The organism is Microcystis sp. LE19-41.2A (genome assembly GCF_027530405.1).
Classification (GTDB): domain Bacteria; phylum Cyanobacteriota; class Cyanobacteriia; order Cyanobacteriales; family Microcystaceae; genus Microcystis; species Microcystis aeruginosa.
Map to the genome: position 1 here is coordinate 1 of NZ_JAPZQJ010000615.1, position 1,936 is coordinate 1,936.

Annotated in this window: 2 protein-coding genes; both read right to left on the minus strand. The window is 41.9% G+C overall.

The window, feature by feature from the left end:
* Positions 1 to 248 precede the first annotated feature (248 nt).
* Complete coding sequence (locus tag O9290_RS25450) at positions 249 to 650, minus strand: site-specific integrase (RefSeq protein WP_288059802.1); 402 nt, start codon at positions 648 to 650, stop codon at positions 249 to 251.
* Between the two features lie 140 nt (positions 651 to 790).
* Entirely contained in the window at positions 791 to 1,609 is an 819-nt protein-coding gene (locus O9290_RS25455; protein WP_288059800.1) for a hypothetical protein, read from the minus strand.
* Positions 1,610 to 1,936: the final 327 nt, after the last annotated feature.

Sequence of the window (1,936 nt, forward strand, 5' to 3'; positions counted from 1 at the left end):
AATTAAAGCATATCTAAAGAGTTTTGAGTTAAAAGTTAAACTTCAAGTTTTTATTCAGGACAAATGTACTGGTTAACTAATTTTTTGGGGAAAATTAGTTAACCCATGATTATAACATATAATTAATTTGCAAGAGTTCTATTGTGTCCTGACAATGATATTATAGCTTCTCAGCCAGAGGGTGGGGGATTGCCACTTGGTTAAGATTACCAAACATCCGACATATCTTCAGTCAATGGGTCATCGTATCACTCTAGGGTTTCCAGCCATTCACTCAGTTCTTCCTTGATGGTTTCTTTAAGTTCTCGCAAATCATTTTTATCTATTAGGCCTTTTTCCAGTAAGAAAGTGTAGAACTTTTTCAGACTACCTGCGTTAGCCTTGAGACTTGATTGACTGGCCCACAGGGCCTTTTTGATAAACCAATAACCCAAAAAGTCACCGACCATATCTACCCCGTCTTTAGCTTCTACTGCATCCTCATAGAGTAAATATTCGTTGATATAAAAATCTATATTTGAAATATGATTATTGATGGTTTTTTCGGACAGGCCTGATGATTCTAGCCAACCCTCAAAATCCTTTAGTAATTCATGATTGGCTTTTCTTATCTTTTGACAGTCAGCCTCGTATTTCTGGCAATCATCCATCTCAAATTTCTCTCCTCCAAATCGCTGCTCGATGGTCAATAGGGTAATGAATCAAGTGTTTTTTTCCAAGCGTCTAAAGCCGCCATTTCATCCTCAGGGTCAACGTCGGCCAACCGCCTGAATCGCCTTTCCCTTTTCTGCTAAATAGCTCCAACGATGTTAGACTCAATTTGCTCAATGATGGCGGCCACATCTTCTTCTGTATCTCGAGGTTGGGTTAATTCCACATCCGTTGAGGAGAGGTACATTTGGGCCCAGTCTAGGTTTTCCAGTTCACACTGGTCAATCACCGAACTGGGGATGTTTTTCAGGGTGATGCTATCCCATTCAATGCCGATGAGATTGCTCTGCCGCTCAATTATCACAATTCTTCCTTGCCAACCACCGATGTCAGTCCCCAAATCTGGGTCAAGTACACCCTGTTTGACGATGACCGAGTCGCCGACTTTGAAGGCAAACTCTGACTCGGAAAATTCGGGCGACAAGCTGGAGGCAACCGAGAGATGATACTCGCTTCCTAGCTCTTTTAACTCAAAATCCACAATCATCCGCTTGTTTTCCGAGAAATAACGGTTTTTCCTAGCGATTAGCTCGTCGATTAGCCCTTGAATATCCGCCTTGAGCCTTTTATCTCCTTTAAGAAGGTCTTTGTTAAAAACTCGGTCTATCATCTCTTGCCGCTTTGACTCGGGGGACAACGCCAGATTCCAAGCGATTATCCCTATGGTCAGCAGTGTTCGCATAGATCCCTTTGTTTCATTGGATTCGCGGTAAGGCTCGATAAAATCCTCCAGAACTTCCGACATTGTGACTTCCCCAGAAGGAGAGACGACAATTTCCTTGAAAGGCAAGGACTTTTCTCTTAATTTCTTCTCAAAGCTTTTCAAGGGTTTTTCGGATCCTTGGGACATTTTCTGCAGCCTGAGCAGTTCACTAAATGCCTTCGATTTTTTAGCCATGATTGAGCGGGAAAATATGTGTTATTAATCCTGTTGGGTTGCTGAACAACATTGGAATAGGGGAATTGTAACTGCTCTCAGGGAGCGATTGCGCTCTCATTATTAAATCTTAAAGTTCTGGACTGAGTTGTAAGCTGTTGACTGCTGAGTGGGTGGGTGGAATTAAATATAAAATGAACGTAGGTTGGGTTGAAGCATGAAACCCAACGCCCGCATGGGTTACGCTACCGCTAACCCATCCTACAAATAATTGTGCCTACCTACTTATCCGATACTTTTTTGTTAACATAGATTAGCAATGCACTTTCAGAGATTCTCTTAAAACAG

Coding starts and splice junctions, on each gene's coding strand:
- O9290_RS25455 (WP_288059800.1), bottom strand. CDS start 1,609: ATGGCTAAAAAATCGAAGGCATTTAGTGAACTGCTCAGGCTGCAGAAA.
- O9290_RS25450 (WP_288059802.1), bottom strand. CDS start 650: ATGGATGATTGCCAGAAATACGAGGCTGACTGTCAAAAGATAAGAAAA.